Origin of the sequence: Nostoc sp. C057 (genome assembly GCF_013393925.1) — a bacterium.
Lineage (GTDB): Bacteria > Cyanobacteriota > Cyanobacteriia > Cyanobacteriales > Nostocaceae > Nostoc > Nostoc muscorum_A.
Window position 1 is genome coordinate 1,208,734 of sequence record NZ_CP040281.1, and the last position, 23,756, is coordinate 1,232,489.

The 23,756-nt window shown below is 38.6% G+C and carries 18 protein-coding genes, 3 tRNA genes and 2 pseudogenes; 15 read left to right on the forward strand and 8 right to left on the reverse strand.

The window, feature by feature from the left end:
• Positions 1-73: 73 nt before the first annotated feature.
• The 5 genes and pseudogenes from FD724_RS05095 to FD724_RS05115 form a co-directional block, all read right to left on the reverse strand.
• The gene (locus FD724_RS05095) at positions 74-2,290 is read right to left on the reverse strand and encodes an ATP-binding protein (protein WP_179071813.1); all 2,217 of its coding nucleotides are present in this window, start codon (positions 2,288-2,290) and stop codon (positions 74-76) included.
• Positions 2,291-2,581: 291 nt separating this feature from the next.
• A pseudogene (locus FD724_RS05100) lies at positions 2,582-3,596 on the reverse strand (transposase).
• Positions 3,597-3,715: 119 nt separating this feature from the next.
• Positions 3,716-4,531, reverse strand: coding sequence for a hypothetical protein (locus FD724_RS05105; protein WP_179071814.1), 816 nt, complete (start codon positions 4,529-4,531; stop codon positions 3,716-3,718).
• Positions 4,503-5,003, reverse strand: a complete 501-nt coding sequence (locus FD724_RS05110; protein ID WP_179071815.1) for a transposase — start codon at positions 5,001-5,003, stop codon at positions 4,503-4,505. Before FD724_RS05110 ends, FD724_RS05105 begins: the two co-directional genes overlap by 29 nt.
• A gap of 59 nt (positions 5,004-5,062) precedes the next feature.
• Positions 5,063-5,449, reverse strand: a complete 387-nt coding sequence (locus FD724_RS05115; RefSeq protein WP_179071816.1) for an IS630 transposase-related protein — start codon at positions 5,447-5,449, stop codon at positions 5,063-5,065.
• A 90-nt stretch (positions 5,450-5,539) separates the two neighbouring features.
• Here FD724_RS05115 and FD724_RS05120 point away from each other — a divergent pair, with 90 nt between their 5' ends.
• Positions 5,540-7,489 (forward strand): hypothetical protein, encoded by a 1,950-nt coding sequence (locus tag FD724_RS05120; RefSeq protein WP_179071817.1) that lies wholly within the window; start codon positions 5,540-5,542, stop codon positions 7,487-7,489.
• Positions 7,490-7,868: 379 nt separating this feature from the next.
• Here FD724_RS05120 and FD724_RS05125 read toward each other — a convergent pair whose 3' ends face one another.
• Together FD724_RS05125 and FD724_RS05130 are read right to left on the reverse strand one after the other, a co-directional pair.
• Entirely contained in the window at positions 7,869-8,825 is a 957-nt protein-coding gene (locus tag FD724_RS05125) for an orange carotenoid protein N-terminal domain-containing protein (protein WP_179071818.1), read from the reverse strand.
• Positions 8,826-9,527: 702 nt separating this feature from the next.
• On the reverse strand, positions 9,528-10,052 hold the full coding sequence (locus FD724_RS05130) for a TraX family protein (RefSeq protein ID WP_256874454.1): 525 nt from the start codon (positions 10,050-10,052) through the stop codon (positions 9,528-9,530).
• Between the two features lie 307 nt (positions 10,053-10,359).
• On the opposite strand from FD724_RS05130, the gene FD724_RS05135 reads away from it, so the two are divergent.
• The 12 genes and pseudogenes from FD724_RS05135 (at position 10,360) to ppk2 (ending at position 20,054) form a co-directional block, all read left to right on the forward strand.
• Positions 10,360-10,938 (forward strand): hypothetical protein, encoded by a 579-nt coding sequence (locus FD724_RS05135; RefSeq protein ID WP_179071820.1) that lies wholly within the window; start codon positions 10,360-10,362, stop codon positions 10,936-10,938.
• Positions 10,939-11,283: 345 nt separating this feature from the next.
• On the forward strand, positions 11,284-11,541 hold the full coding sequence (locus tag FD724_RS05140) for a hypothetical protein (protein ID WP_179071821.1): 258 nt from the start codon (positions 11,284-11,286) through the stop codon (positions 11,539-11,541).
• A 132-nt stretch (positions 11,542-11,673) separates the two neighbouring features.
• The gene (locus FD724_RS05145) at positions 11,674-12,168 is read left to right on the forward strand and encodes a COP23 domain-containing protein (protein ID WP_179071822.1); all 495 of its coding nucleotides are present in this window, start codon (positions 11,674-11,676) and stop codon (positions 12,166-12,168) included.
• A 137-nt stretch (positions 12,169-12,305) separates the two neighbouring features.
• Positions 12,306-12,381, forward strand: a tRNA-Met gene (locus FD724_RS05150).
• Position 12,382: 1 nt separating this feature from the next.
• A tRNA-Met gene (locus tag FD724_RS05155) sits at positions 12,383-12,458 on the forward strand.
• Positions 12,459-13,086: 628 nt separating this feature from the next.
• A pseudogene (locus FD724_RS05160) lies at positions 13,087-14,101 on the forward strand (transposase).
• Positions 14,102-14,169: 68 nt separating this feature from the next.
• Positions 14,170-14,568: a reverse transcriptase domain-containing protein gene (locus tag FD724_RS05165; RefSeq protein WP_256874455.1), complete on the forward strand. Its 399-nt coding sequence runs from the start codon at positions 14,170-14,172 to the stop codon at positions 14,566-14,568.
• A gap of 342 nt (positions 14,569-14,910) precedes the next feature.
• Positions 14,911-15,486, forward strand: coding sequence for a reverse transcriptase family protein (locus FD724_RS05170; protein WP_256874456.1), 576 nt, complete (start codon positions 14,911-14,913; stop codon positions 15,484-15,486).
• A 228-nt stretch (positions 15,487-15,714) separates the two neighbouring features.
• Positions 15,715-15,790, forward strand: a tRNA-Ile gene (locus FD724_RS05175).
• A 628-nt stretch (positions 15,791-16,418) separates the two neighbouring features.
• Positions 16,419-17,942, forward strand: coding sequence for a slipin family protein (locus tag FD724_RS05180; protein ID WP_179075414.1), 1,524 nt, complete (start codon positions 16,419-16,421; stop codon positions 17,940-17,942).
• Between the two features lie 97 nt (positions 17,943-18,039).
• Entirely contained in the window at positions 18,040-18,987 is a 948-nt protein-coding gene (locus FD724_RS05185; protein WP_179071823.1) for a DUF4238 domain-containing protein, read from the forward strand.
• Positions 18,988-19,130: 143 nt separating this feature from the next.
• The gene (gene ppk2, locus FD724_RS05190; protein ID WP_179071824.1) at positions 19,131-20,054 is read left to right on the forward strand and encodes a polyphosphate kinase 2; all 924 of its coding nucleotides are present in this window, start codon (positions 19,131-19,133) and stop codon (positions 20,052-20,054) included.
• Positions 20,055-20,363: 309 nt separating this feature from the next.
• Here ppk2 and FD724_RS05195 read toward each other — a convergent pair whose 3' ends face one another.
• Positions 20,364-20,621: a hypothetical protein gene (locus FD724_RS05195; RefSeq protein WP_179071825.1), complete on the reverse strand. Its 258-nt coding sequence runs from the start codon at positions 20,619-20,621 to the stop codon at positions 20,364-20,366.
• Between the two features lie 649 nt (positions 20,622-21,270).
• Between FD724_RS05195 and FD724_RS05200 the strand changes: the two genes are divergently transcribed.
• Together FD724_RS05200 and FD724_RS05205 are read left to right on the forward strand one after the other, a co-directional pair.
• Positions 21,271-22,704: a DNA methyltransferase gene (locus tag FD724_RS05200; RefSeq protein WP_179071826.1), complete on the forward strand. Its 1,434-nt coding sequence runs from the start codon at positions 21,271-21,273 to the stop codon at positions 22,702-22,704.
• A gap of 11 nt (positions 22,705-22,715) precedes the next feature.
• A complete protein-coding gene (locus FD724_RS05205; RefSeq protein WP_179075415.1) occupies positions 22,716-23,684 on the forward strand; it encodes a type II restriction endonuclease in 969 nt (322 codons plus the stop codon).
• Positions 23,685-23,756: the final 72 nt, after the last annotated feature.

Sequence of the window (23,756 nt, forward strand, 5' to 3'; positions counted from 1 at the left end):
GTATAATAACGCGAATTAATAAAATTTGAATACCGTAATAATGACTAGATGATTTGGCAATTCCAAATTAGTGTTAAACCACTTCATTAACGTTTAGCTGGAGAGGAATCTGAATGATAAACTCAGTTCCTTTTCCAGGAGTTGAGAAACACTCTAGTTTGCCGTCATGTTTTTCTGTGATGATTTGGTAGCTGATGGACATACCCATTCCGGTTCCTTTGCCAATGGGTTTGGTAGTGAAAAAAGGATCGAATATTCGTTGCTGAAATTCTTTAGATATACCGACTCCGTTATCAGCGATCGCTATTTCTAACCACGTTGAATTAATTACAGATGTGCGAATCTGAATTCGACTAGGATTTTCCTCAATTTCCTGATAGGTACGCTTAATATTATTTTCTTCTAACGCATCAACCGCATTTACTAAAATATTCATAAACACCTGGTTGAGTTGTCCGGCATAGCATTCGACTAGGGGTATAGTGCCGTAGTCTTTAATCACCTCAATTTCAGGTTGTTCTGGTTTAGCTTTGAGGCGGTGCTGCAAAATCATCAAGGTACTGTCGATGCCTTCATGAATATCAACACTTTTGAATTCCGCTTCGTCGATGCGGGAGAAGTTTCGCAACGACAGTACAATTTGGCGAATGCGATCGGTGCCTACTTTCATGGAAGACAACATTTTTGGTAAGTCTTCCTGCAAAAACTCTAGTTCGATGTCTTCGGCAACGGTTTGAATTTCAGCCGCAGGGTTGGGATCGTGCTGCTGATACAATTGCACAAACGCTAATAAATCTTGGGTATATTCCTGCACATAGACGAGGTTGCCATGAATAAAGTTGACTGGATTATTAATTTCGTGTGCGACTCCAGCAACTAGTTGTCCCAGGCTAGACATTTTTTCACTTTGAATAACTTGAGATTGAGTGCGCTGCAATTCCTCTAATGTATTTTTGAGTTCAGTAGTACGTTCTTCTACCCGATCTTCTAGTTTTTCTTTACTTTTCTCTAAAGCAGTAAATGATTCATATAGTTGCCCTGCCATGTAGTTGAAAGAGTTAGACAGGGTATTAAGTTCTTGAATAACGCCAGTTTCTACTGTCTGAGCTAAATTGCCCGATGCCATTGCCTCACTTGCCAAATTTAGGCGCAGAATCGGGCGTACAATCCAATGGGAAGTAAATACGCCCATCACAGAGGCAATGACTAATGCACCAAAACAAAGCGCGATCGTGGTGCGCGTATTAGCGTTAATTTGCGCCATAAATGCGTTTTCTGGCACACTCACTACCATCAGCCAATTCAAGCCATACTTGTCACGCCAAGGTACAACATCGACAAAATAGCGTTTTCCTCCTACCTCAAGACGAAAATCTGTATCTTGATTGATAGATTCAAACCCAGAGGTTTTGAGGTGTTTGGCAATGTTCTGTATTACTGGGTCAGAACTGTCGATCGCTTGTAATCGCCGGATATCTTGATTGACGAGGACAAAAGGCTTTTCTGTACCAGAACTGGCAATTAATGTGCCATCTCGCTCTAAAAGCAATACCTGGCCAGACTTACTAATATCTAAACTGCGTAAAAAATCGCTGAGTTTTAACAGATGGATATCGCAGGCAATCATCCCTAGTAAGCGATTTTGCGAATCATAAATGGGGCGACTGGCAGAAGCAGCTATGTAAGGGCCACTAGGATAATTTCCAGTTACAATCTTTGCCCAAATAGGTTTACCAGCAGCGATGGGTTGAGTGTACCAAGATTCCTTGAAATTGTTCCAATCCCAACGAGCATTAACCTGAGTTCGATTACCTTGATTATCTGTGGCATAAGTGGAAGTATTATTGGGAGGCTTGGCAGTCCAATCATCAATGGTGATCGTCTTGCCGTCATAACGAGCAGCTCCAAGACCCTCACCTGTCGTTAGCCCGATACCAATATAAGTCAGGTCAGAGGCGTGCATCTGATCCCAGAAATACTTGCCAAGGGTTTGGCGATGCTTAAGGCGGGCTTCGCCTACGCGCACGTCTAATATTCCCCTGCGGATGGCATCTGCATTGATCTGATTAAGGGTTTGTGGAATGGCAAGATAAGACTTCAAATGTTCATCCACTACCTCGCTTGTGCGATCTATCAACTGTTCTGCTAGGTCGTTAACTGCCCTTTGTCCATTTTTAAACGACAAATAACCCACTAAACTGACCGCTCCAAAAATTTGGATCAGGAAGGGAACAACAAGAACAATCTGTAAGGGGAACGCTTTACCTTTGCGGGGATAGGGAATCTTCATTGCTGCAAACTGGAGGTTGTGCTAATTTGATTTGCTTCTATAATTCCCAAGATGCCCACATACTCACCTTTGTTTAGTTTTTTTAGTCTAGTTACCGGGTTAAGCGCTAGCTTTACCCAAATAGGACATGACACGCTGATTAATTCATAAGGATATACAGGTTCAGTACATTTAGCGTAATTGTGAATGCGATCGCTTAGTAGCACTTCTACGTCTCTTTTTCAAAGAGCGCAGGACTTACGCAACTGTCACAAGCAATGGCGCGGTGTAGCCGCGCCGTGCGCCAAACAACTAGGCAATAAACATGGGAACATTCGGACGTTTTAGTTGCTGAACTAAATAATTTGATAACAATCCATGCTTAATTTGATAGATTGTTTGACCAGTTTTATAAGCTAAATTTTTGAGCCTAAGCCAAACTAAAATAGCGCAGGCAATATGATTTCTTTGAATACGACCCTTACGACATTGGCATGATTCAATACCAGTCAATTGTTTTAATTCTCTATGAAACTCCTCAACCTTCCATCGTACCTTACACACTTTTTGTACAACGTCCGTAGAATCTTGAGATAAATCGTTTGTAGCGATAAAATCCGTTTTGTCGGTGGAGACAATTACCCGGAACAGTTTCACTTTTTTCGCTTGAGGAAACTTTTTTATTTTAACTATTTTACCTGATTTCAACTCCTCTTCATTCCAAGATAACAATTCAACTTTTTGATAATCTTCTTCACCTGCTGTATCATCAACAAGTCGATTACGTTTTAGAGGACAATAATAATATTTTCCTAATCCATCAATATATAACATCAATTTGTTTGTCGCATACCAAGTGTCCATCAAGACAGCTTGAAATGGTAAAACCTTATTATACACAAGGTTTTGCAGCATCTCCATCACATGGTCTATCTTTGTTTTTCTTTTCTCGTTCTGGGTCATAAATGCGATAGTCAACTACCCAAAACTTTCCGAGTTCATGATTTACATATACACAATTTACTAGCCCAATCCCTTGAATTACACCATGCTCATTGCCACTATATTGGCGTTTACTTGACTCTATTTCAATAGCATATCGTTTATCAATTACTGTGTCATCAAAAACCAAGTAGGCGTTCTCATTTATTTCTATTAAATCTTTCACGTTATCCCAAAGAATCCGAGGTGTTAATTTTTCGTTCTTTAAATAACGGTTGATTTTATCATGACTGATCTGCTCTAAATGCTCTGCCAAATTTGTCAGCGTATAATTAATCTGACTACTTAACAAGTACTGGCAATAGTTAAGTTTAGTAAATCTCATAAAGCTACAGGATTTATTTTATGCCTCCTCAGCTAATCTTCTCATGATTTGATGAATACTTAATACAGCCGATTACTGTTACTAATTTCAGCAATGTTCTCTGAGTACACCACCACCTTCTAGTACATAACTACTATAAAAATGCGATCGCACTGTGCCAGTTGCGTAAGTCCTGTTTCTATTTCAAATTCCACATCTAATTGGTTACTTTCCTGTAGCTTGCGGAGATGTTCTTTAGGCACTTCTGGTAAAACCTGATAAACTTGCCGCACATTTTGCGGGATAAACATTTGCCATAAATTTACCGGATGTTCGCGGGCTGTAGTTTCTAAACTATCTAACTTCAGATTGCCGTAGCGTTCACGAATAGTTTCTAAATATTGCGGTAAATTAAAATCCTTGGGAATATCAGCACTTTCTTTTAAACTCTTGTCAATACTGGATAATTTTTGAAGTTCCAAGATATAGCGTAACTCTTCTGAATCAGAAAGAATATCTTGAACTTGTATGAGATACTGGTTTGTAATTGTTTGCCAGTTAAATTTAGGTGGTAAAGGTTGAAGTTGAAGTCTTTTCCAACTATCTGCTAGTGTTTTAAAATCTAGAGAATCAGATTGAATATCAAAAGCCTGACCAAGAATTTCTTTAACCGATTTATCACGGATAAATATATTGATATCTTCAGCGTAATTTTGAATTTCAGCTTCAGAAAGTTTGCAACGAACCTTGAACTGCTGCTGCATCAGTTGCAAACTTTCTGTCAATGCCATAACTACAGCTTTCTGAAGCGGTTCTTGCTTAAAGCGGTCGGTTACAGCATTATTCAAAATATGTTTGAAAAAATCTTTAGCGTAGTCCTTGACTAAATCTTTGAAAAATTCTTCGCTAATACAGCACTTCCGGCTGTTATGAGGTACAGTAGCAGCAATTAGCAAACCAGTTTCTTAAATGTTGAGGATTTATTAAGTCGAGTGCAACTGATATTAGTTTATCAACCATTTCTGTTGTAGTTGGAGCAAAACTGCGTAAGAAAGATTTGAGTTGTGACCACCATAATTCAATTGGATTAAAATCGGGAGAATATGGGGATAAACAAAGAACTGAAGCGCCGACAGCTTCAATCATTGGCACAATTGAATCGAGTTTATGCGCGGATAAATTATCCATCACTACGACTGCTCCTGACCATAACTCTGGTACTAAAAACTTCTCAATAAATACATCATTTGCAACGCCATCCATTGAATTATTCATTGTCATTAATGCGACTACTTTTTTAATACTAATTGCTCCAATTACTGTAACTTTTGATACCCGATAGAAGGGGTTAAGAGAGTAAGCTCTTGTTCCAATTTGTGAACGGGCATGAGTCCTTGTTAAACCAAGTAGAACGCCAGTTTCGTCCAAAAATACTAAATTTTCTGGCTCTATATGTTTGACCTTTTCCCAAAAATCTAATCTTAAATTCAGGACTCTCTCCGTGCCTGCTTGGGTACTCCGCTTTGTTTTTTTTTCCGATTTAATCCTAATTTCTGTAACGCACGACACATTGCACTTCGACCTACGAAATTGCCAGTCTTGTCTGCAAATAATTCACACAATTCTATTAATGTTGCATCTGGATGTGATGCAACTAATTCTGTCAACTCTATGTCAGCATTTGTTAGATGACTAAATTGTGGCTTTCCTCGCGGCTTGGATTGTAAATTTCCTTCAACTTTTTGTTGTTTTACAAGCTTTTGGACTAAACTATTTGAGACGGAAAATATATTAGCTACTTTCCTGATTGAGATGTTTTTCTGAAGATGTGCCGCAACTATTTTTTCTCGAAGCTCGACAGAGTATGACTTCATTTAAAAGTATTTATATTTTAATCTAGTGTACCTTATAACAGACGGAAGTGCTGTAAGTCTCGGTTTTCCCGTAATACCCTTAACATTGGGGTGGTAGGACGCGCTAGACAAGGTAAAAGCCGACTTCTGCAAAGTTTGACAGGGTTATCAACGGCTGAAATTCCAGATGGTGATGACCAACACTGTACAGGAGTTCGTAGCAACGTTCACCACAACTCAGAGGTAGGAGAAACTTATGCTGAAGTTTGGTTTCATACTGAGCGTTCCTTCCTAGATGAAGTGATTGCCCCTTACTACGAGCAACTTCATCTCGGTTCTAGACCACGTTCTATTCAAGATTTTGCTGATATTCCACTACCAGAACTTCCTAGAGAGTTAGCTGAAAAAAGACAGGCCGCAGCTAAGTACGATCATCTTTGTAGATATCACCAAAATCTTCATAAATATCGTGATGTTTTGTCAGAACCTTCTCCGCGTCGCGTCCCACGACATGAAATTCGAGAGTACGTAGCCCAAGATACGTTAGACAGACGACGTATTTACTTTAATTACTTGCCAGTTAGAGAGGTAAAAATTGTTTGTTCTTTCCCAAATGTAGATATCGGACAAATCGCTTTAGTTGATATGCCAGGTTTAGGAGACACCGGGATTGGTGACGAAGAGCGAATGATAAAAACATTAGGACAGGACATTGACTTAGTTTTATTCGTAAGAATGCCCAAATCTACTGGTGATTTCTGGGCAAAAGAAGACGTTGAACTTTATGATATGGCTAATAGTGCCCTAATTGACCTTCCTATTAAAGAATGGTCTTTCATGGTACTCAACCAGATCAGTGGAAGTTCAGATAATCGAAGAAATTGTGAAAGTTTAGCTGCGACAATATCTGAGAAACACATTGATGTTCAAGATTTTATAATTGCAGACTGTGCTAACTCCAAAGAAGCACAAACAGAAATATTAGATCGAGTCTTGCATTATCTAGGACAGAGGGTTGAAGTATTAGATCGGCAATATGCCTCTGCATGTCAAGACAGACTGATTCAGCTTCAAAGAACTGTTGCTGTTGAGTTAGAAAAAGCTAAGGATGCTTGGAGGCAAGCATCAAGAGATGATTGGTTTCCAAAATTCCTTGAACTTTTTGGCAAGTTTTGGAATGATTTGACAAGAGAACTTGAACGTCTAACTTCATCAATGATCTCTGAACGAGATACCGACGATAAAAACTTTAAGTCCGCCGTTGATTTTGCGATTGCAGCTTGTCGATCACAAACGGGAATTCCTGAATTGGAGGAGATTCAGCAAAAGTGTTATGCTACTGGGGCATACATGACTGCTTATGCTGAATCGTTGCATGAAGTACGTACTCATCTTTCAAAACAATTTCTTTCCTTGGATATTGCATTAAAAGAATCTTTAGAGCAAGCAAAGTCTCGTGTAGTAGTAGTTCTAAAGACTCATGGCAAATTAGAAAAGATTGTGGAAGGTAATGGAAGTGAATTCTTAAAGCATTTAGCAGAAAAGATTCCAGAAAATTTAGCTGGTTTGAAACTTGGTTTTCAGACGCTTGCAACCTTCGATCTTCAATATCGTGGACTAGTTCAACATAGAATTAGAAGGCATTTAGATGTTTTAACTCCTAATAGAACAACCTACAGACTTGAAGGAGGTTTGCTAGACAAATGGATAGATATAAAGACAGGAAAAATACATACATCTTCCCCTGCTGAGAAAATTGCAAATAATCTATCTAAGGCTCAAGCTGAAGCAGTTAACAACTGTGAAAAAGAACTTAAGACTCTCTTAAAAGAACCAAGTCAAGCAGGCTTCGCTATTGTCGAAGAATTTGTTGATCGGGTATTACGTGCTGAAGGTGTCCGTACTGAATGGCAGATTTTCTTACAGGAAGTGGCTTCAGATGTTTGGATTGATGAGTTTGGCACAACTATGGAACGTACACAACTTAGACGAGACTGGATGCAGAGAATAGGCGAAGTCGATCATGTAAAGCAGCAAGATGCACTAAATTTTTTACGATAAGTTGTTGTGAGTCAAAATTGACGGAGAATAAAGCGGCAGCATAACGTTTTTTTAGATCAGCAACACTGGGGAACGTGATTGACGTTGATTTGAGTGAACAGCCAACTTACACTAGTTTACCTACATTTAACTAAAGCTCGGTTCACCTAGCACCGAGCTTTAATTGAGATTTCATTTGATGATTGTCATGGCGCTTATAAGATGTTTTAAAAGCTCTGAAAGTTATAATTTCGTAGTTCTGCATAGGTTAAATACAACGCCAAACTAGGGTTTTAGCCATGTAATAATATGCAAGAATTTGCTAACGATGAGAGCAAGAAACTTTTTAAAACATCATCTTAAACAATCACAATTGCTTTTGTATTAAGGCAAAGTAATTTTACTTGCGAGTTAAGTTAAGCAGTTCTTTAGGAGAAGCAAGTAAATCAATAGCCACGAAATAAATTTGACCTTGAGGATCGAGTAAAAATCGCCAAGCAATGTTCATCCCAACATTACCTCCAAACCAAGGAGTTTCGACCGTACCAGTAATTTTATGCTGTGTATAACCATCTTCGATAGTTTCCGAAACGCCTTTAGTTGGCTTCATCACTAACCCTTGTCCCTCATCTCGTAGATAAGAAGTGATCGCTTCTCGACCAACAATTGGTTTTTGAAAAGGTGGTTGCAGCGCACCATTATTAGCAAATAAAGCAACAGCAGCTTCAAAGTTATCTGCATTCATAGCTTCAATGTATTTCAGCACTGTTGGTTCTGTAACTCCCTCAATAGTAAATTGGGGACTTAGAGATGTACGTGGGAACTTAAAGTTTATTTGTGCTTGCTTTTTATCAGCCAGAGACGGATCAAACCCCATATTTACTACAGTATTGCGTAGTACAGTAATTTGCTGACTCTGATCGATTTTCTGAACAGCTTCTAGCACTGCTTTAACTTGAGTTGACATTTGATAGCCAACTGGCATCGGAGCTACAATACCCTGTTTCATCCACTCTCCTAATTGCCACCAGAATCCCAGCTTGGCGTTGACACCAAAATATGCATAAGAACGACTAATAGGAGTGTCAGCATTACTCGCTAAATCTCTCATTAATTGCGTTTGCTCTTCATGAGACATCTGCTTAATTTCGTTGAATATACCTTCCATTAATTGGAGATTTGCTTTTCCGGGAGCAGCTGGAGTAATTGTACGACCTAGTTCAGCGTAGGCATACCAGAGAAATGCCAACTGATCATCAATGTTGAGTTCAGCAAACATTGCTGTAGTGGCTGGAACAGCATCTGCCACTTGAGTGCTAGAGAAAATGTTGCGTGCAGACTCGATAGTATAATTCATGCTTGTTACCTTAAAGATTTACCTGTTGAATAGTTACTTTCGGCTACATTTTGTAGCTTGGAAGATAAATCTAGGGCTTTTTTTTGAATGACATAATTACAGCACTTCCGGCGGCTATGAGGTACAGCCTCAAAGCTGAAAGCTATGATAGGAGAGAGGTAAGAAGAAAATTGTATTGCATAATAGCCGGAAGCGCTGTATCCCTAGATATCTAAATCCAAATTATTATGATTCACTACTCTTGCATCATAGCTGGTAAACGTTAACAAAAGACTAAGATTTATCTAATGAATATCATTGAATTAAATGTATATACTATTATTTTTTAAATTTATAGGTTTATATTTTTTTTGAGGAAAGTATCTCCCTCTAAAGTAAGATATTAATGATTTAAGATTGCTATAGCATCTATAGCAATCTTAAATCATTGGCGAAAATCCCTCTTTATTTTCTCTGCGTTCTCTACACCACTGTAGTAGCCAAGCGCAACCCAAAAAAGCCCCGTAAATGTTGAGTTTCGTTCCTCAAACGCCACTTGCTTCTAGCTTCTCCCATTCGTGAGAAGCTAGCGCCAAGGGAGACATGACATATATTTAATATTTGAACGAACAAATTAAGTACAGATCAAAGGGGTTTCTTGACTATTGCCTCTTGCCTTCTACGCAAATAATTATGGCTACGCTCCCGTGAGGGATACAAAAATCAAAGCGGATTGCTATATCTGGAATGTATTAAATAATTTATTATGCCTAAAATAATTAAATGAGCCGGGTAGAACAGATAAAACCATCTAGCTCGTGGGCCTTGTTTACCATTGAATTGAAAAACAATGAATCCTGCAAGAATTGCCCAATGTTGAAATATATTACCTATAAATAGAGTTAATAAAATAAAGTTAAAAATGCACCAGCAGAGCAACCATACCCTAGGTTTGAGTTTGTCAGTTAGAGACATCAAGAAAATTACTCCAATCCCATAAGCTCCATATTCAACACCCAAACTCTCGGCAACTGCTGCACTCAATCCAGTAATTATTAATTGCTGCCATAATTGTGAATAATGCCTTACTAAGCGTAACATCACAAGTCCAAGAACAAGCGTGTAGAGAATATTAAGTGATAAACTCTGGAAAACAACACTATAGATAGGCTGAGATATAATTGCTGTAATTAATAGTCTGCTCCCATAGCGGTATACATTTTGGGTATGTTTTTCACCTTTAGCCAAAAGCCATGCAAACAGGGGAAAACTCAATCGTCCAATAAAGTGCAAAATTCTAAACTCAGGCATTAGTCAATAGCACACATGATCCATAACCATGAATACTGCGGCTAAGATTTTAATGCTAAAAGCTGAAACTTTAATCACAACGTTACAGTTACCTTGGATTCCTTGATATAAAATCCCTAAAATCTTATGAATTTAATATAATAGTTATTCAAAATCCTAGCAATTTGATAACATTAACAAAAAGAGCAATGTCTACAATGGGCTATTCCACATTGCTCTCTTTAGCAGGAAATGCAGAAACCCTATGGCAAAGCGTAAAAAAAGCAATCTTCAGTGGATAAAAGAAACGCTTGAATTAAAACCTGACCATCGTTGGGAATCTCCATCAGGTTACAAAATATTTGTAGCAGATAGAGGCGCTGTTCGCTTCAATGTTCCCCAGGATTGGATTCTTGAGCCACAAGACAAATCTTTCAAATTCCTAGATAAAAAACCGCCTAACGATGATTGCTGTCTAGAAGTATCTTTCAATCGTCTGCCACCCAATGACTGGAGCCAGTTTCCACTAAAATCTACATTAAAAAAAGTCCTGGAAGACGACAGTCGCAACGTCATTGCTAGGGGAGAAATTGTTACCATCAAGCGCCAAACTGCCAGAATTGTCTGGACAGAGATGAAGTTTATTGATGTTCAAGAAGAACCACGGGAAGCTTTTTCGCGGACTTGCATTGGTTTGGGGTCAAATATTCAATGCTTGATTACATTCGATTATTGGGCAGATCAAGCAGAACAACTAATACCCATTTGGGATGAAGCGATGCGTAGTCTCACACTAGGGTTGTATATCCGTGACCCAATGACTGGTTTAGCTTTCCCAGACTGAGCTACAGCAATAAATCGTGAGCATCTATTAAATTGATGCGTAGGCATAACCCAATGCAGACATTGTATTGGAGGTAATTTTTTTTGGGCGTTGTTGCATCAAGAGATGATTTTTATAGGGTGGGCATCTTGCCTGCCCCAAAAAACAAGGGACGAGTAAGATAAGCTTCATTCGTGATTCAAAGCTTAAAACCCTAACATTAGAGATTACTTAAGTCATAATTCAATAGTTACTTTTATCACTAGTTCATAGCTGTTTTAACTCATATCCTTATAAACATGAGACATCAACCAGATTAAGGTTTACTGAACTTTAATGATGTAGTTTAACAAAGGAGATTTAGTGATGAATATTAAACAAATTCTTGCTGGTGCAGCACTTCTTTTACCATTTGCTGTTACTTCTATTCCTTCACAAGCATCAGCATCACAGGTGATTGTTAATCCCCACTCTATTAATAGACCCGCTCAAATAATAGCAAAAAAACCACCACAAATTAAGCGTTATGCACCACCAGTGAAAAAGAAAGTGTTGGTTCCTGCACATTGGGAAAAAACAAATCATGGTCGCAAGTGGGTTGCGGCTCATTATATATACAAGTAAAAACTTCTAAAATCTCAAGCAATTGGGATATAAGAAGTTAAATCTTGCGATCGTCTCCCTACTTCATTGAGTAGGGAGAATGCCAAATGCAAAGCAAATCAAAACTTTTTACTCAAGATTTGAGAGATACTCATGAAATTGGCATTATTGACAAACGTTTTGGTTGCAGGTGCCATCGCTCTCGGTGCAACTGCAACCATCAATCAGCCAAGTCAAGCCGAAAGTAGGCGGGGATTTTATTGTGACACATCAGGAAACAAACCCGTGACGGTGTACACAAATTCTAGAGGTGTTTCTGAGCCTTGGATTCGCTGGACTTCCAATTACTTCAGAGATGTTGGCTACAATAAACTAACGCGCTGTCAACAGGTGAGCCAACGTTTAGAAACTTACCGCCGCGACAGAGATTTGAGGTTTATTACTGTTGGCAAAATGAACGGACAAAATGTGGTTTGCACTGCAAATCAAGCCAATGGGCGCTGTGAAAGGTTAATATTGACCCTCAAACCCAATGAAGATGGCGTGCAAGCGCTAACTAATCTCCTGGCTTGGCACCAGCCCCTCAGTAAAAGCAATAGAACCCCTTACGTTGATTTGAGGGAACATCTAGGAATTCCCAAAGAATAAATTACAGCGTTTTCCCTGTGCTAGATTGGAAGCGGGATAGTAATAAAGTTACAAAGCTATAGTTTAGGGTCTATATGCCTAACTGGTGCGCTATCATGCGTGATGAGCGTATGCCGCCGAGTACTTTAAACTATATCGTTTGATTAGCTCAGTTGGAAGAGCGATCGACTCATAATCGATTGGTCATAGGTTCGAGTCCTGTATCAAACCCCAGAGGAAGTTAGCTCAATTGGAAGAGCGATCGACTCATAATCGATGTGTTGTAGGTTCGATTCCTATACTTTCACCCAAAACCCTGTCCGGGTTAAAAGACACTACCCTGTAAAGGTAGCCAATATGGTACGGATCTTAACAGATTCGAGACCCCTCCTTTTCTCAACTCTGCGCTGTAAGTGTTTTGCTATCGGTCATTACTCGTAAGGGTGATGTTCGGTAGCCACAGTCAAGGAGCAAGCGCAACTGCATTTCTCCCTAACTTGAGTATGTTTCTTCGTTTTCTACATCTAGTTTTTCTTCGAGATTCTAGATTAGCAACCGAACGGCATATTTGAGCGCGGTTCTCTTTTTGTAGATTGCTATTGAGCAGTCGAAGAAAAGTAACAGCAATCTTAATCCAGCTTTGGAGAAGCTTTTGCCCACACCTAAACTGTAAACACTTGCACTTGCAGAGTTAAAAAATATTTTGCATTATGTACAGCAAAAATCTAACCACTACCCCATTAGCAACTGAAAGCAATCTAAAACAGGACTTACGCAACTGGCACAGTGCGATCGCATTTTTATAGTAGTTATGTACTAGAAGGTGGTGGTGTACTCAGAGAACATTGCTGAAATTAGTAACAGTAATCGGCTGTATTAAGTATTCATCAAATCATGAGAAGATTAGCTGAGGAGGCATAAAATAAATCCTGTAGCTTTATGAGATTTACTAAACTTAACTATTGCCAGTACTTGTTAAGTAGTCAGATTAATTATACGCTGACAAATTTGGCAGAGCATTTAGAGCAGATCAGTCATGATAAAATCAACCGTTATTTAAAGAACGAAAAATTAACACCTCGGATTCTTTGGGATAACGTGAAAGATTTAATAGAAATAAATGAGAACGCCTACTTGGTTTTTGATGACACAGTAATTGATAAACGATATGCTATTGAAATAGAGCCAAGTAAACGCCAATATAGTGGCAATGAGCATGGTGTAATTCAAGGGATTGGGCTAGTAAATTGTGTATATGTAAATCATGAACTCGGAAAGTTTTGGGTAGTTGACTATCGCATTTATGACCCAGAACGAGAAAAGAAAAACAAAGATAGACCATGTGATGGAGATGCTGCAAAACCTTGTGTATAATAAGGTTTTACCATTTCAAGCTGTCTTGATGGACACTTGGTATGCGACAAATAAATTGATGTTATATATTGATGGATTAGGAAAATATTATTATTGTCCTCTAAAACGTAATCGACTTGTTGATGATACAGCAGGTGAAGAAGATTATCAAAAAGTTGAATTGTTATCTTGGAATGAAGAGGAGTTGAAATCAGGTAAAATAGTTAAAATAAAAAAGTTTCCTCAAGCGAAAAAAGTGAAACTGTTCCGGGTAATTGTCTCCACCGACAAAACGGATTTTATCGCTACAAACGATTTATCTCAAGATTCTACGGACGTTGTACAAAAAGTGTGTAAGGTACGATGGAAGGTTGAGGAGTTTCATAGAGAATTAAAACAATTGACTGGTATTGAATCATGCCAATGTCGTAAGGGTCGTATTCAAAGAAATCATATTGCCTGCGCTATTTTAGTTTGGCTTAGGCTCAAAAATTTAGCTTATAAAACTGGTCAAACAATCTATCAAATTAAGCATGGATTGTTATCAAATTATTTAGTTCAGCAACTAAAACGTCCGAATGTTCCCATGTTTATTGCCTAGTTGTTTGGCGCACGGCGCGGCTACACCGCGCCATTGCTTGTGACAGTTGCGTAAGTCCTGTAAAAAAGTTGCAAACTGATAATTTAGCACTTTTGCGATCGCATGGTTTAGCTGAATACAATACTGCCGAAGAAATAGCCTTGGCGATGGGGATAAGCCTGGAAAAACTGCACTTTTTAACAACTAGTACATCCCAAACTAGACATTACCTCCCTTTCAAAATCTCAAAAAAGACAGGTGGAGACAGAATTATTTCTGCACCAAAGCCCGAACTGAAAGCTGCTCAAAGGTGGATTTTAGAGAATATTTTAGAGAAATTAGAAATTCATAATGCAGCGCACGGTTTTTGTAAAAATCGTTCGATAGTCACCAATGCTAAACTCCATGTTGGTGCAAATGTAATAGTCAATATTGATTTAAAGAATTTTTTTCAGTCAATTTCTTACAAACGTGTCAAAGAATTATAGTTCTTCCGGTGCTTTTATGGTGGTTACTAAATTTTAGTAAATATTATTAACTACATTTTAATAATATTTATCCTTAAAACATAGACTGTGCAAGCATTGTAGCAGTTTCACGTATACTGAAATAATCCAAATAGCATGATTTATACTATAACACAGTAAAAATTAAGGCTTTCACGCAGTGTGCCGTAGGTATCGCTATGAAATTTACTGTAGAGCAAATCCTGAATCTGCCCGATATGAAAGTATTAGATTTTTTTCTATTAATTCTCCATAAAAGTAACGGATGAACCAGAATTATTTTCTGGGTTTGGTTATTCAGAATCTACGGCGACAATTTTAGGGTTGATTTGTACAACTGCTGAAATAGCAATAAATGGACAAATTAACTATACAGCTTCAGAAAACCGCCATTTACCTCAAGGTTCGCCTGCAAGTCCCGCTATTTCTAATCTAGTTTGCCGTAATCTCGATAGTCGTCTTACTGCGATCGCTGAAAATCTTGGGTTTTGTTATACGCGGTACGCTGACGATTTAACATTTTCTGCTTCTGAGGATGTATCATCGAAAATATCTAATTTAATTAAAAATACTAAATTTATTATTACTAGTGACGGTTTTACTGTTAATGATAATAAAACCAAGATTTCCGGTAAATCAGTGCAGCAAGAAGTAACAGGTGTTATTGTAAATACACAATTAAATATATCTAAAAAGACATTAAAAGCCTTTCGTGCAACTCTATATCAAATTGAACAAGAAGGTTTAGCAGGAAAAACTTGGGGTAAATCAACTAATTTAATTGCCGCAATTACCGGATTTGCAAATTATGTCGCAATGATTAACCCGAACAAAGGTGCAGAATTTAAATCAAGTGTGGAACGCATCAAGCAGAAATATGGTGACACTCAAACTGATTAAGTACCTTTTTAAAGCTGCTTATTTTGCGAGGAAAGACTCATTTAGGTGTACCTCAGCCAAAAATAGCCAGTGCGAATGGAATTCACTCTTTTAACTTTTTTCCTGTGCTAGATTTGAACCGGGATAGTAACAAAGTCACAAAGCTGTAGTTTGGGTTCTGTATACCCGACTGGTACGCTAACCTCTGGTAATAGCGTATACCGCTCAATACTTTCAACTATTTCACCATGAAAGTTAGCTCATTTGGTAGAGCGGTCGGTGTATCGCCGATTGGTTATAGGTTCGATTCCTATACTTTCACCCAAAAACCCTCGCCCTGGGTACGGGCACCTTGTTAGGGACAAGGCAGCCTTATGGCTACACAAATGTATTGGGTGTTCAAAAAACCTCAATCAAAAAAACTTCTTGTTTTTTCTTGTTTTTCCTACTCTGTCATGCAGGTATTTATAACAGTAAAAGAGCTAGCGCAACTGTCTCTCTCCCTAACTTGAGTATGTTCCTTCCTTTTCCTACATCTGGTTTTCCTTTGGGAATTCTGGATTGGCAAAGCGAACGGCATATTTGAGCGCGGTTATCTTTTTTAGATTGCCATTGAGCAATTTGGGAAAAGTAACAGCAATCTTAATCCAGCTTTGGAGAAGCTTTTGTCCGCACCGGAACTGTAAAAACCTGCACTGGCAGAGTAAATAATTTTTTTTGTAGTATATAGTAGTACAAAATACTAAAACTAATCTTTTAGCTTTTGTTTAAAGGGTTGTAAAGCCTAAAGAACCTCAAAATTAATTTTGTCTACTCCAGTACTTAAGCTGTTATGCACAGGTGGTATTTGAGTTCAAGCAAGGTTATAAATGTGTTGATCAAATCTTCTTAGCTAGTTGCGGGCTACGCCTAGCTTACTTAAACTATCACACAAATTATTTATGCAAATTACTATGTGGGAAACGTTTTATATCAAACCTAACGAAATGGGCATCTTATATCACCGCAGTGACTTTAAGAAAATTTTGCAGCCCGGTACACACACATATTTTGGTCGCCATTGGCAAGTAAAAATTTATGACCTGAATCAGCCATTAGCTCAGATTGAAAATCTAGAACTGTTGTTGCGAAATCATGAAGCCGAACTACAAGAACATTTATTGATTATCAGAACCGCATTCAATCAAGTTGCGTTAGTCCGCTATGGTCAGAATTGGGTAAGCGTTGCACCAAATAAATTGATTGCTTTTTGGCGTGGTTTTATTGAAGTAGAATCTCATATATTCAACTTAGAAGAAAGCTTAGAATTGCCTAATTACTTTGTACAGCAATTGCGCTCAGTTGCGTTGAATGGACTGAAAAAGTTCCAAATCTCAGAGTATGAGATTGGTTTACTATATCTGCAAAATAATTTTGTGCGACCTCTAGAACCAGGAGAGTATGCTTTTTGGTCAGTAGATAGAGATGTTACAGTCCGAATTCTCAGCCGGATTATCCCTAACCCAGACTTCCCCCTGGAAGATGTACTCATTGAAAAACATCCTGACTTTATTGCTGCTTATTGTGAATCAGTGCAATTACTGGCTTCACAAGTTGCAATTGTGCGCTATCGAGGTAAAGTGATTTCTATTTTGCCACCCACCAGCCGCAAGCTATTTTGGCAAGGTATTGCAGTGGAAATTCTCGACATTAGCGCTGATGCTCAGTTACAGCCTAGCTTAGTGGCTGAATTAGTTGAAGGTTCAACAGAAGTTAAATTGCTCAGTCGCAACTGTTTGCATATTTGCCAAGTGCCAGCACAACACGTAGGACTAGTATACATTAATCAAGAATTTCAAGGACTGCGATCGCCAGGGGTACATGCTTGGTGGTTATTTGGCCGATCCTTTCAAACCGAGACAATTGACCTCCGACTACAAAATATGGAAGTATCCGGTCAAGACATCCTCTCAAAAGATAAAGTACCTCTGCGGTTGAACTTGACGGCTGGCTTCCGCATACTCGACCCATTGAGGGCAAAAAACGGGTTGTCAGATATTTCTGGTTATTTGTACAAAGAATTACAGTTTGCTTTGCGTGGTGCGGTCGGCGAACGCAACTTAGATGGTTTGTTAGAAGATAAGGGTGCAATTGATAGAAGTATATCTGAATACATCCGCCAGAAAGCCGCAGACTATGGAATTGAAGTAGATTCTGTAGGTGTCAAAGATATTATTTTGCCTGGTGAAATTAAGACTATCTTAAGCAAGGTAGTTGAGGCAGAAAAAGCCGCTCAAGCAAACGTAGTTAGACGTAGAGAAGAAACTGCTGCTACTCGCAGTATGTTAAACACTGCCAAAGTGATGGAGGATAACCCCGTCGCATTGCGTTTGAAGGAACTCGAAGTATTAGAGCGGATTGCAGAGAAGATCGATCGCATTCAAGTTAACGGCAGCTTGGATAGTATTTTAACAGACTTGATTCGGATGAATCCGTAGCGATGACATCAATATAATATGTAGCGATTGTCTTAAAAGTCAAGCGATCGCACTATATACTACTTAGGGATCTCTTGAGATTAGAGGATTTATTTCAATGAATAACGTTCAAAAGCAGCACTTCGTACCTCAATGCTATTTAAAAAAATTTGCTAATAAAGATACATTATTTGTGTTGGATAAGATAGAAAAATCTATCTATCAATCTCATGTTAAAAACGTTGCCCAACAGAGATATTTCAATGATTTTCCTGATTCATTTTTACCTGAAGAATTGAAGGATAAAACAAAATATCAATTCATGGAAAATGAGCTTGCTAAAGTAGAATTAAGATTTGGAGACTTTCTAAAACAGATCATAAATTGTCTTGAAAAAATAGAAGAAAATAACTTATTTGATTCTCTTGGAGTTCTGGATGAAGAGGCAAAGAAAAAATTCTCTGTCTTTTTAGCACTTCAGTTGGTCAGGACAACTACGCCTAAAGGGCAAATTAAAGAAATATTTCAATCTTTAGATGATCTAAAGAAAAGAATGGATCGGGCACTATTCAATAATAAGATAGATATTAAAAAAGTTAGCTTTACTTGTCCAAAACCTTCCAGTAATTCAATTTATTTTGATGATTTATTAAAGGTAGGCATAGAAGAAGACTCAATAGCACAGCATTTATTTTATATCTCTAATATTCTCGATCAAGGTTCTGATTCAGAGATATCAAAAAGATTATCAAGTCATATTTGGTTATTTGGTATAAACTCAACTTCTATTCCACTATGGACTTCAGATAATCCAATAGTAATCAAACAGCATGAGGATTTTGGAACTGGTCTGGCTTCACATGGTGTCCAAGTAGTTTATCCAATTAGTTCTAAACATCTTCTAATTATGTTTGAATCAAACTTTTGGAATAAGCTCAATAGTTATGACGGAATGAGCATTCTCCTATCAAAAGAAGATGTAAAATCGTATAACAAGCTACAAGCAAATCAATGCTATAGACAAACTTACTCCAGCGAGAAAAATTTTGAGCTTTTGCTAACCTGAATTTTAGCGCTCGCATCTCTTAATATTACATATTTGGTACTGTTATACTTGCGAACGTGTATATTTACACTCAGTCCGCATTAAAATATATACTTGATAGATAAACTCTAATTATGCCGATTCAATGGCATAGGGTCACTGCAATGTCAATTGATGAAGTTGAAAACCAGCCAAATAACGATCTAGTTCAAACTGCTACAAACTTAGTAGAAAAACTAGTAAAGGCAAAAGATAAGAAAAAAGCTAAAAAATCCAAACGGATTTTTGATGGTAGCACAGAAGCTTTTGCCAAGAAAATTCCCAAAAAGACTTTTGAAACTGAACTAGAGCAACTCCAGATTGAGCTAGTCAAAATGCAATATTGGATTAAGCACACTGGCTATCGGGTTGTCGTCATATTTGAAGGGCGCGACGCTGCCGGCAAAGGAGGAGTAATTAAACGCATTGCCGATCCACTCAATCCTCGTGGCTGTCGTGTAGTTGCTCTGGGAACTCCTTCCGATCGCGAGAAAACTCAGTGGTATTTTCAGAGGTATGTGCAACATCTTCCCACAGCAGGCGAAATTGTTCTGTTCGATCGCAGTTGGTACAACCGAGCCGGAGTTGAACGGGTGATGGGTTTTTGCACCGAAGCAGAATATCAAGAATTCATGCAATCTTGCCCGGAATTTGAACGAATGCTGGTGCGATCGGGCATTGTTTTAATCAAGTACTGGTTCTCCGTCAGCGATGATGAGCAAGAGGAACGCTTTCTCTCTCGCAGTCACGATCCAGCAAGGCGCTGGAAACTTAGCCCAATGGATTTGGAATCACGCGATCGCTGGGTAGAATATTCCAAAGCCAAAGATACCATGTTTGCTTACACGAATATTCCAGAAGCCCCCTGGTTTACGATTGAAGCAGATGATAAAAGACGGGCGCGGCTTAACTGTATTCATCATTTGTTGAGCAAAGTTCCTTACGAAGATATGACACCTCCTCCCTTAGAGCTTCCCTCTAGACCTGTGGCTGAGGATTATGTCCGCGCTCCTCGTAATGAGCAGTTCTTTGTCCCTCAAGTGTATTGAGCTACAACTTCTCGCTAATAATTGAATATGGCAAACGTTATCTATAGGTGTTGCGTAGGCGTAGCCCGTCGTAGACATCGCCTATAGCTCTCCTCCAAACCAATTTTGATTCTGGGGATAGTTCTGTCGAAAATTAGTCAATTACATAGCTTGGGAGCAATTGCTTTGAAAACAATACTAAGTACAGAACGCCGAAAGTGACAGAAGTTGATTGAAGTTGATCGAGCCTTATGGTTTTGATGTTATTGAAGGTAAGATTTAAGCCCTAAGTATGAGAGTTTGTGACAAATTACTGGAATCAAAGAGAGACTAATTAAATTCGGGCATTTGGAACTCGGGCAGTTGAATCTGCGGTATTTGGAACTCGGGCAGTTGGAATTCAAATTGAGGCAATTGGAATTCAAATTGAGGAAGTTGGAACTGCGGCATTTGGAACTGTGGTACTTTAAACTGCGGCACTGAAGCCAACGATGCCCCTCCTATCACCCATTTCATCTCTGCATCGGAGAGTTCTTCAAGTTCAACTTCGTTGAAAGTTAGCTGTGCATTGTTTTTTATTTTTGCCATGAGTTTCCTTCTAGGGTTAAAAAATACAATACATCAATATTGTATCTCGAATGAGGTTAGTAGCGGGTCTTCCTATTTTTGCAAAGTTGCATTACAAAACGTGGGTTCGTGGGAGTTGCCAATCAAGGTGGTTGATAATGCAGGTTCAGTATTGGACGATCGCAATCGCCACTCAGAGCGATATCTAGATTCTGTGCATCATTCTGTACATTGCACATATCATCTACATATATGCAGTGCTATGTTGTCAAGTTGGGGAAATAGATCCAAGGGACTACTTCTTATGAATATCACACATAATCTTTAAAGGCGATCGCACTATCTCGTAAATGAGTTTTATTAACACGCAATCATGGGGATTTCAGCAAGATACCCGGATTGTTAATTGAGGTAATAACAGTTTAATGCGATCGCCGAGTGAGGGCAACACCGAACAGCCCGTCGCAGACATCGCTACAACGTCTACTTCTTGTCCATATCACAAATAATCCCTAAAGGCGATCGCAACAACAGTCTACTTCTTGTGCATCTCACACACAATTTCTAAATATACAGTGACTTTTTGTAAAGTTTGGGCGAATCATATATCTAACCCTAAAATTTCGAACTATACTAACTTGACTAGTTAATTCTCTAGGAAAATTCATCTGTGATCAGCCTAGCAAGTGTTTCCAATACCGTGTCCGAAGTGGAAAGTGATGGTTTAGGTGAAATTGACAATCTTGATAGGCAACTGTATCAGTGCTTCCAGAGTAAATTTTTAGTTCATCCTTCATTGACACGACTTATAGTTAGTTTTCAAGCTAACAAAACTAGACCTATCTATCGGTGGTATAAATATAAAGAAGCTTTCTCTGCATCTCTTATAGAATATCTATTACAACGATATAAAATTACTAAAGGTAAGGTTTTAGATCCATTTGCAGGCAGTGGAACTGCGCTATTTGCTGCTAGTGAAGCTGGAATTGATGCTGACGGTATTGAATTATTGTCCATTGGTCAACAAATAATTAATGCTAAAAAGCTTTTAGATTCTGAATTTACTCCTGAAGATTTTGATAGGATCAAAAATTGGTCAAAGTTACAGGTTTGGAAGCAGTGTGAGCAGAAACAAGACTTACCAGAATTGAGAATCACAAAAGGAGCTTATCCTGAACTAACTATAAATGCAATTGAGCAGTATCTTGCAGCTTGCAAACGAGAAAATCATAGAGTCCAAGCAGTTTTAAACTTTGCCTTACTGTGTATTTTAGAATCCCTAAGTTATACACGTAAAGATGGACAGTATCTGCGTTGGGATTATCGTTCCGGTCGTGGACAGAGCAAGAAACCTTTCAACAAAGGCGAAATTCTAGAGTTTGATAATGCGATCGCCAAAAAAATAAGTGAAATTATTGATGATTTACTGCCTTGTACACAACAAATTGAGCTTTTCCCAATCAAAAATTCTCAAGGTCAAATTCATCTTTATGGAGGATCTTGTCTTGAGATTATGCCGCGCCTAGCCAATTCCGTATATGATGCAATTATTACATCCCCACCCTATTGCAATCGATACGACTATACTCGCACTTATGCACTGGAACTAGCTTTACTCGGTATTTCTGAAAAGGAGTTAATTAACCTTCGTCAGGAAATGCTAAGTTGTACAGTTGAAAATCGCCCCAAAGATTTATTGACTATCAACTCAGGCTGGAAAACAGCCTTAGCTATTGCTGATTCACAGAATTTGTTGCAGGCTATCTTGAAATATTTAGATAACCAAAAAGCAAAGGGTGCATTAAATAACAATGGTATACCAAGAATGGTCAGAGGATATTTTTATGAGATGGCATGTGTAATACAAGAATGTTTTCGTGTTCTTAAACCAGGGGCACTTTTATTCATGGTTAACGACAATGTTCGTTATGCAGGCGCAAGCATTTCAGTAGATATGATTCTCTCTGATTTCGCCGAACAGCTAGGTTTTGTTATTCAAAATATTCTTGTTTTGCCAAGTGATAAAGGTAATAGTAGCCAGCAAATGGGAAATCATGGACGCGATCCATTGCGGAAGTGCGTTTATGTATGGAAAAAGCCATAAATTTAATTCCTATGTGTTCCTATCAAAATCATCTTCAATCCATTGATGATCTTATAACAACTTATGAAGCAATTCGTGCAGGTTTTGTGGCTCTTGCACTGGAGAAAAATCGACGTGCTACGCCATTCGTCGCAGAAGCAAGGGCACTTAAAGAAGCTGCTAGTCAAGCTGAGAGTCCTATTGAATTACTAAAAATTAAGGGCATTGAGATGGGATTGTTAACTGCGGCAGGCTTATCTGATAAATCTCTAGCGCACCTGATGTCAGAGGATAAGGTAGAGGCTGTAAATGGTCTGATCAAAAATTTTCTTGAACCAGCAGGTGCAAACTTTCCAGAAGAATTGGTTTTTAGGTTTTTACTGACTCGTGGTGACACACTTGGTGGTTCAATGCGAAATGTTGGAGGCGTGTTGGCGCAAAGAAAGCTGACTCGTGCAATTCTCTCCACTCTTACGATCGCAGGTACAAGATACCACTGGCAACACTCAAAAAGTAAAAAGTGGATAGCCATGACAAATAATGACTCAGAAATTGAGTTATCTTTACGAGGAATAAGCTGGGAAAGCGAGATTGGTAATCGCACACTAATTTATAACCTGACTGTCCCGCTAGTTAGAAGTAATGTGGATCTATGTTTGTTTAACTTGAACCCAGCAGAGTTAGTAGCCAACAAATCTAATGCCATTGAACCATCTGTAGTTGCGCCATACGTTATTGCTCTTGGTGAACTTAAAGGAGGTATAGATCCCGCAGGCGCAGATGAACATTGGAAAACTGCACAAGCAGCACTAAATCGTATACGAGATGCATTTTCTAGAGTAGGGCATTCACCTCTGACTTTCTTCGTAGGATCAGCGATCGCCAGAAGGATGGCAGGCGAAATCTGGAATCAATTGGAAAACGGCACTCTCAGCAACGCTGCTAACCTAAATCAAGAGAACCAAGTTGCATCTATTTCTCGTTGGTTGTGCAGTCTATAAACACGTATCTTACTTTGTTGATTGTGTCTCTGGATCATGCGATCGCACCATTTAATCTAAAAAATCGTCATT

Bases quoted from the DNA above. Each gene is read 5' to 3' on its own strand.
- FD724_RS05095 (WP_179071813.1), bottom strand. From the start codon at position 2,290: ATGAAGATTCCCTATCCCCGCAAAGGTAAAGCGTTCCCCTTACAGATT.
- FD724_RS05115 (WP_179071816.1), bottom strand. From the start codon at position 5,449: ATGAAGTCATACTCTGTCGAGCTTCGAGAAAAAATAGTTGCGGCACAT.
- FD724_RS05125 (WP_179071818.1), bottom strand. From the start codon at position 8,825: ATGAATTATACTATCGAGTCTGCACGCAACATTTTCTCTAGCACTCAA.
- FD724_RS05135 (WP_179071820.1), top strand. From the start codon at position 10,360: ATGGCAAAGCGTAAAAAAAGCAATCTTCAGTGGATAAAAGAAACGCTT.
- FD724_RS05140 (WP_179071821.1), top strand. From the start codon at position 11,284: ATGAATATTAAACAAATTCTTGCTGGTGCAGCACTTCTTTTACCATTT.
- FD724_RS05145 (WP_179071822.1), top strand. From the start codon at position 11,674: ATGAAATTGGCATTATTGACAAACGTTTTGGTTGCAGGTGCCATCGCT.
- FD724_RS05180 (WP_179075414.1), top strand. From the start codon at position 16,419: ATGTGGGAAACGTTTTATATCAAACCTAACGAAATGGGCATCTTATAT.
- FD724_RS05185 (WP_179071823.1), top strand. From the start codon at position 18,040: ATGAATAACGTTCAAAAGCAGCACTTCGTACCTCAATGCTATTTAAAA.
- ppk2 (WP_179071824.1), top strand. From the start codon at position 19,131: ATGTCAATTGATGAAGTTGAAAACCAGCCAAATAACGATCTAGTTCAA.
- FD724_RS05195 (WP_179071825.1), bottom strand. From the start codon at position 20,621: ATGGCAAAAATAAAAAACAATGCACAGCTAACTTTCAACGAAGTTGAA.
- FD724_RS05205 (WP_179075415.1), top strand. From the start codon at position 22,716: ATGTGTTCCTATCAAAATCATCTTCAATCCATTGATGATCTTATAACA.